Source organism: Spongiactinospora sp. 9N601 (genome assembly GCF_044326295.1).
Lineage (GTDB): Bacteria > Actinomycetota > Actinomycetes > Streptosporangiales > Streptosporangiaceae > Spongiactinospora > Spongiactinospora gelatinilytica.
Window position 1 is genome coordinate 154,977 of sequence record NZ_JBIRBB010000023.1, and the last position, 6,056, is coordinate 161,032.

A 6,056-nucleotide genomic window follows, 5' to 3' on the forward strand; every position below is an offset into this window, starting at 1 on the left:
TTCGGTCCCGATCATCGGATGAGCGCCTTGAACGGGTCGTCGTACTCGCCGAACGGCTTGGGCGTGGCCGCCAGGGCCTGGTCGGCGTTGTCCTTGGTGACCATCTCGACCGGGGCCTTCACGTTGGGCGGGAGCCGCTTGCCGGCCGCCGCGGCCTGGCACGCCTCCACGCCCATCACCCCGATCGTGTAGGGGTACTGTGCCACGGTACCGTCCAGGGTGCCGGCCTTGACCGCCTCCAGGGCGTCCTTGATGCCGTCCACGCTGATCACCTTGACCCGCCCGGCCTTGCCGGAGTTGGCGACCGCGCGGGCCACGCCGAGCCCCATGTCGTCGTTGGCGACGAAGAAGCCCTTCAGCTCGGGGTGGGCGCGCATCAGGTCGGTGGCGGCGGTGAGCGCGGCCTGGCGCTCCCAGTTGGCCGCGACGGTCTGGACGACCTTGATGTTCGCGGGCACCCCCCGCTGGAAGCCCTCGACCCTGGCCCCGCTGGTCACATCGCCCGCGATGCCGCCCACCACGGCGACCTGCCCGCCCCCGCGTAGCAGCTCGCCCATCCGCCGCGCGGCCAGCGCGCCGGCCTCGGCGTTGTCGGTGCCGATGTAGGTCGCGGGCTTGACGCCCGCGCTCTCGGCGGCCTTGGCGTCCACCGGGCTGTCGATGTTGACCACGGTCTTGCCCAGCGCGGACAGCTTGGCGAGGCCCTGGACCAGGTTGGTACCGGAGATCGGGTTGACCACGTAGCAGGAGAAATCCTGACCGGCCAGCCCGTCCAGCTTGTCGGCCTGCCCGGTGGTGTCGGTGATGGCGTTGGCCGCCTGCACGGTGACCTGCACCCCGCCGGTCTTGGCCTGCTCGTCGATGCCCTGCTTCATGGTCTGGAAGAACGGGTTGTCCAGGCCCTTGATCACTGCGGCGATCCGGGGAGTGGCGGTGGTCGCGCCCGCCGTCTGACCGGCCGTGCCTGCGGGCTCTCCCGAACCACAGGATGCCAGTGCGAGGGCGCCCGCGGCCACGAGCGCACCGACCGCCGCCAGGCGGCGGCCTCGGGCGTTGGCATACATCGGATATCCCTTTCAGCTCAGATGTCCTGACCGTAATCCCCGCTTCTGGCGTCTGGCAACCCTTCTTTCAACTTTTGCCGTCGAAAGTCGGGTGACTTACGGACAGTCTCGGTCATAGCTAGAGTGTCCGCATGGGCACAACGAGTCTCGCCGCCGCGCGGATGGGGGCCAGTTCGGGCGAGATCCTTGGCTTGTTCCGTGACGTCGCCGAGGGCCTGACCAAGGCCGAGGTGGTGAGCCGTACCGGGCTGTCGCGCACCACGGTCAACCAGCGGCTGGACGGCCTGCTGGCGGCCGGGCTGCTGATCCCGTCCCCGGTCGACGCGCGCACCCGCGGGCGTCCGGCGGGCCGGTTCGTCGTCAACCGGGGCCGTGGGGTGCTGCTGGTCGCCGACATCGGCGCGACCGGGCTGCGTACCGCGCTGTGCGACCTGGCCGGCGAGGTGCTGGTCGAGCGCGAGACCAGGGCCGATGTCACCGAGGGGCCGCGGGCGGTGCTCTCGGTGGTGGACGGGCTGTTCGCCGAGATCCTGGGGGTGGCCGGGCGCGGGCCCGCCGACGTGCTCGGCATCGGCCTGGACGTCCCCGGCCCGGTCGACTTCGCCAGCGGGCGCGTGGTCAGCCCGCCGATCATGACCGGCTGGGACCGCTACGACATCCCCGGCTGGTTCGCGGCGGGCTACGACTGCCCGGTCCTGGTGGACAAGGACGTCAACGCCATGGCGTACGGCGAGCACCGGCTGCGCTATCCGGACGTGCCGCACCTGCTGATGGTCAAGATCGGCACGGGGGTCGGTACCGGGCTGGTCGCCGGCGGGCGGGTGCACCGCGGCGCGGACGGCGCGGCAGGCGACGTCGGGCACATCCAGGTCCATGTGGACGACGTGGACGAACCGCCGGTCTGCCGGTGCGGCAACGCCGGATGCGTCGAGGCGTACGCCGGGGGCTGGGCGCTCGTGCGCGACCTGCGCGCGGCCGGGCGCGCGGTGACGACCGTGGACGACGCGGTCGGCCTGATCCGCGGCGGCGACCCGCTCGCCGTACGGCTGGCCAGGCGCGCGGCGCGCATCCTCGGCGGGGCCATCGCCGACACCGTCAACCTGTTCAACCCCCGGGTGATCGCGATCGGCGGCCAGCTCGCGCACATCGACGAACAGCTCTTCGCGGGCATCCGCGAGATCGTGTACCGGCGTTCGCTGCCGCTGGCCACCCGCAACCTCCAGATCGTGCGCAGCGACCTCGACCCGCACGCGGGGGTGCTCGGGCTCGCGCAGTTGCTCGCCGACGGCCTCTACACCCCCGAGCGGGTTCAGGAACTGGTCGATCATGCTGTCGATCACGCTTAGGTCACCGGCTTTGGGGGGTGCGGGGCGTCGCCGTCATCAGGATGTCGTCGGCCGCCCACAGGACGAAGCGCTCCACCGGCACCACCGGGTGCCCCGCGACCGGGGCGAACTCCAGCCGCTTCAGCAGTACCGCCAGCACCAGTTCGGCCTCCACCATCGCCAGCCCCGACCCCTCGCAGGCCCGCGGCCCCAGCCCGAACGGGACGAAGGCGTAGCGCGGCCGGGCGGCGATGGCCTCGGGGGTGAAGCGTTCCGGGATGAACGCCTGCGGGTCGGGCCAATAGCGCGGATTCGTGTGGACGGCCCAGAACGAATAGAAGATCGTCGTTCCGCTGGGGATGTGGTGGCCGCCTAGCGTGAGGTCGTGGGTGGCCTCGCGCGCGCCGTACGGGCCCGGTGGGTAGAGCCGCATCGACTCCTTGAGCGCCATCTCCAGGTAGGTGAGCCGCCTGAGGTCGGCGTACGCGGGCGCGGGCCGGTCGCCGAGCACGCCGTCCACCTCGGCCGCCACCCGGGCGGCGATCTCGGGATGGCGGGCCAGCAGGTGCAGCGTCCACGACACGGCCACGCCGGTCGTGTGGTGCGCGGCCAGCATGATCACGAGCACGGTGTCCCTGATCCGCGCGGGGCTCATCCCGGCGGCGGCCAGCGCGCCGATCAGGTCGCTCTTGTCGCCGGCCTTGTCGCCGGCTTTGTTACCCAGGATTCGGTCCACGACGCTCCGCAGGTACGTCAGGGCCTGGCCGGCGCCGTCGCCGTCGCCGTTCTCCAGAACGGTCTGGAAGGCGGTCACCACGCGCTCGGCCGTGGCGGGGTCGTCCAGCCCGCCGAGCGCGTAGTCGCAGATCATTCGCAGCGACAGCGCGCTCAGGTCCTTCTGCAACGCGATCGGCCCGTCGTGCGCCGCCCACCGCCCGGCCAGATCGGTGGCCAGTTCGGTGAACCGCGCGAACCGCGCCTGGTGCGAACGCCGCCCGGCCAGTACCGAAAGCAGTACTTTGCGCCACGGTGTGTGCTCGTCGGCGGGCAGCGTTTGCAGATTGCCCGCCTCGCACAGCGGGGCCAGGAAATCGAACATTTCTTCCGGCCGTTTGTCGATATGCGCGGTGGCCTCCAGTAACACCGGATCGGCCACCGAGACGGCGGGGAGCCCGCCCGGCAGCAGGAACCGCGCCACCGGCCCGTATTCGGCGTGCAGCCGCAGTTGGTACTCGTGCAGCCCGCTCACTGGCGCGAGGTCCGCACCGGGGCCCGGGCCGGGTATCGAATTCTCCGGCATTTCTCTTCCTTTCCCTTTGATCTAATCTGGAGGTGAGGTTGAGCGAGGGCGGACACATGTCCAAGTGGCCGGATAGTGACCGAAATCCAGCGGAAATCAACCATAATGAGATGGCCGGAACGGCGTTCGGGTCGGTCGTCCAATTCCGTGATGTGCTCGGCGGTCTGCATTTGCACGAGCCGACCTCCCTGCCGGTCCCCAACCAGCTTCTTCCCCGTCTCCGCCTGGTCGATCGCACAGCCCCGCTCGCCGAACTCGACGCCATGCGCGAGGAGCACGCGCTCGCCGGCGTACCCGCCGCCGCGCTGATCACCGGCTCGGCCGGCGTCGGCAAGAGCGCGCTCGCGCTCGCCTGGGCGCATACCGTCCGCCCGCACTACCCCGACGGCCAGCTCTACGCCGACCTGCGCGGCCACGCCGACGACGGGCCGGTGACGCCCCTGACCGTGCTCGGCGACTTCTTGCACGCTCTCGGCGTACCGATCGAACTGATCCCCGGCGAACTCGCCGGGCGGGCCGCCCTCTACCGCACGGTGACCCACGACCGGCGGCTGCTCGTACTGCTCGACGACGCGCTGACGGCCGCCCAGGTCCGTCCGCTGCTGCCCACCTCGCCGAGCAGCGTCACCCTGGTCACCAGCAGGCTCCGGCTGGCCGGCCTGCTGGCGGGCGGCGCGCGCGGCGTCTACGTGGACCGGCTCGACACCGCCGCCGCCCTCGACCTGCTACGCGACACCGTGGGAGCCGAACGCGTGGACCGCGAACCCGAGGCGGCCACCGAACTCACCGAACTCTGCATGCGCCTGCCGCTCGCGCTGACCGTCGCGGCGGCCCGGCTCGCCTCCCGGCCCAACTGGACGCTCGGCGAGATGGCCGCCGTCCTGGCCGAGGAGCAGCGACGGCTCGCCGTGCTGACGATCGGAGACGACATGGCCGTACGTTCGGCCCTGGACCTTTCCTACCGCGCGCTGCGCCCCGACGCCGCGCGGATCTACCGGCTGCTCGGCCTCGTCCCCGGCGCCACCTTCAGCGGGGGAGCCACCGCCGCGCTGGCCGACATCCCGGCGGTCGAGGCGCGCCGGCTGCTCGGCATCCTGACCGACGCCAACCTGCTCACCGACACCGCCGGCGGCCGGTACCGGTTCCACCACGCGCTGGTCCGGCTGCACGCGGCCCAGCTCGCCGACACGACCGAGCGGGCCGATACCCGCGAGGGGGCGGTGGCCCGGCTGCTCGGCTGGTACCTCGGTACGGCGGCGCGCGCGGAACGCCGCCTCCGGCCGTACCGGACGGGCCTGCCGCGCGACGCCGAACCACGGCCATCCGAAATCACCGACTTTGGCGGCCCCACAGATGCCCTTGAGTGGCTGGAGTCCGAACGCGCGAACCTCACCGCCGCCGTCACCACCGCTCACGACCGAGGGCGGCACGCCACCGCCTGGCAGCTCACCGACGCGATGTGGAGCCTGTACCTGTACCGCGGCCACCACATGGAACGCCTCGACGTCGAACGCACCGGCCTCGCCGCCGCCCGCGCCTGCAACGACATGGAGGCCGAGGGCAAAATGCTGGGCAGGCTCGGCCTCACCCTGAACGCCCTCGGCGAGCCCGACGAGGCCGCCGCGCACTTCACCGTCGCCCTGAACCTCTGGCGCCGGCTCGGCGAACGCGACCGCGAGGCGGGCTCCCTGCGCCGGCTCGGCGTCGTCGCGGCGGCGCTGGGCGACAAGGAGCAGGCCATCACCCACTTCCTCGCCGCGATCGAGATCTACCGCGAGGAGGGCGCCGACCGCAAGGCGGCCCTGGCCCTGGTCGAACTCGGCGGGGTCCTCATCACCCAGGGACGTGGTGCCGACGCGGTGATCTACCTCGAACAGGCCCGCCCGGGCCTGACCAAGGTCGACGACCAGTACAACCAGGCCCGCCTGGACATCATGCTCGGCCGAGCACACGCGGGCGCCGGCGATCTCGGCACAGCGGACGAGCACCTCCGGCGCGGCCTGGAACAGATGACCGCCCTGGGCTCGTCAGTCGGCCGCGCCGCCGCCCTGGAGGCCCTGGGCGAACTCGCCAAACTCTCCGGACGACGAGAAGAGGCCCGCCACGCGTGGGAACAGGCCCTTTCAATTCTGGACGAACCGGCCACCGCCACAACCGCTCGCCTCCACACCCACCTCAACTCCCTCAACGACCCCCACTGACCCGGCCTCCCCGCACCATGCCCACCCGCCGTTACGACACAGGGCTGAAGCGTTCTCGGCTGGTGGGACACATGTGGGCTCGATGAGACCGGGCGGTAAGGGCACCCCTGGGCGCGGATGACAAACGCGACCCCTCATGATCGTTGGGTGTCTACGCCAGTCGATC

The 6,056-nt window shown here is 71.5% G+C and carries 4 protein-coding genes; 2 read left to right on the forward strand and 2 right to left on the reverse strand.

The window, feature by feature from the left end:
• Window positions 1–11: 11 nt before the first annotated feature.
• Window positions 12–1,064, reverse strand: coding sequence for a substrate-binding domain-containing protein (locus ACH34R_RS39125; protein WP_397566644.1), 1,053 nt, complete (start codon window positions 1,062–1,064; stop codon window positions 12–14).
• Window positions 1,065–1,195: 131 nt separating this feature from the next.
• Between ACH34R_RS39125 and ACH34R_RS39130 the strand changes: the two genes are divergently transcribed.
• Complete coding sequence (locus ACH34R_RS39130) at window positions 1,196–2,410, forward strand: ROK family protein (RefSeq protein ID WP_397566645.1); 1,215 nt, start codon at window positions 1,196–1,198, stop codon at window positions 2,408–2,410.
• A gap of 1 nt (window position 2,411) precedes the next feature.
• On the opposite strand, the gene ACH34R_RS39135 is transcribed toward ACH34R_RS39130, so the two are convergent.
• Entirely contained in the window at window positions 2,412–3,689 is a 1,278-nt protein-coding gene (locus tag ACH34R_RS39135; RefSeq protein WP_397566646.1) for a cytochrome P450, read from the reverse strand.
• 110 nt (window positions 3,690–3,799) lie between these two features.
• Here ACH34R_RS39135 and ACH34R_RS39140 point away from each other — a divergent pair, with 110 nt between their 5' ends.
• Complete coding sequence (locus tag ACH34R_RS39140; protein ID WP_397566647.1) at window positions 3,800–5,890, forward strand: tetratricopeptide repeat protein; 2,091 nt, start codon at window positions 3,800–3,802, stop codon at window positions 5,888–5,890.
• Window positions 5,891–6,056 lie beyond the last annotated feature (166 nt).

Excerpts from the sequence above, each read along its gene's own strand:
- ACH34R_RS39125 (WP_397566644.1), bottom strand. The coding sequence starts at position 1,064 with ATGTATGCCAACGCCCGAGGCCGCCGCCTGGCGGCGGTCGGTGCGCTC.
- ACH34R_RS39130 (WP_397566645.1), top strand. The coding sequence starts at position 1,196 with ATGGGCACAACGAGTCTCGCCGCCGCGCGGATGGGGGCCAGTTCGGGC.
- ACH34R_RS39135 (WP_397566646.1), bottom strand. The coding sequence starts at position 3,689 with ATGCCGGAGAATTCGATACCCGGCCCGGGCCCCGGTGCGGACCTCGCG.
- ACH34R_RS39140 (WP_397566647.1), top strand. The coding sequence starts at position 3,800 with ATGGCCGGAACGGCGTTCGGGTCGGTCGTCCAATTCCGTGATGTGCTC.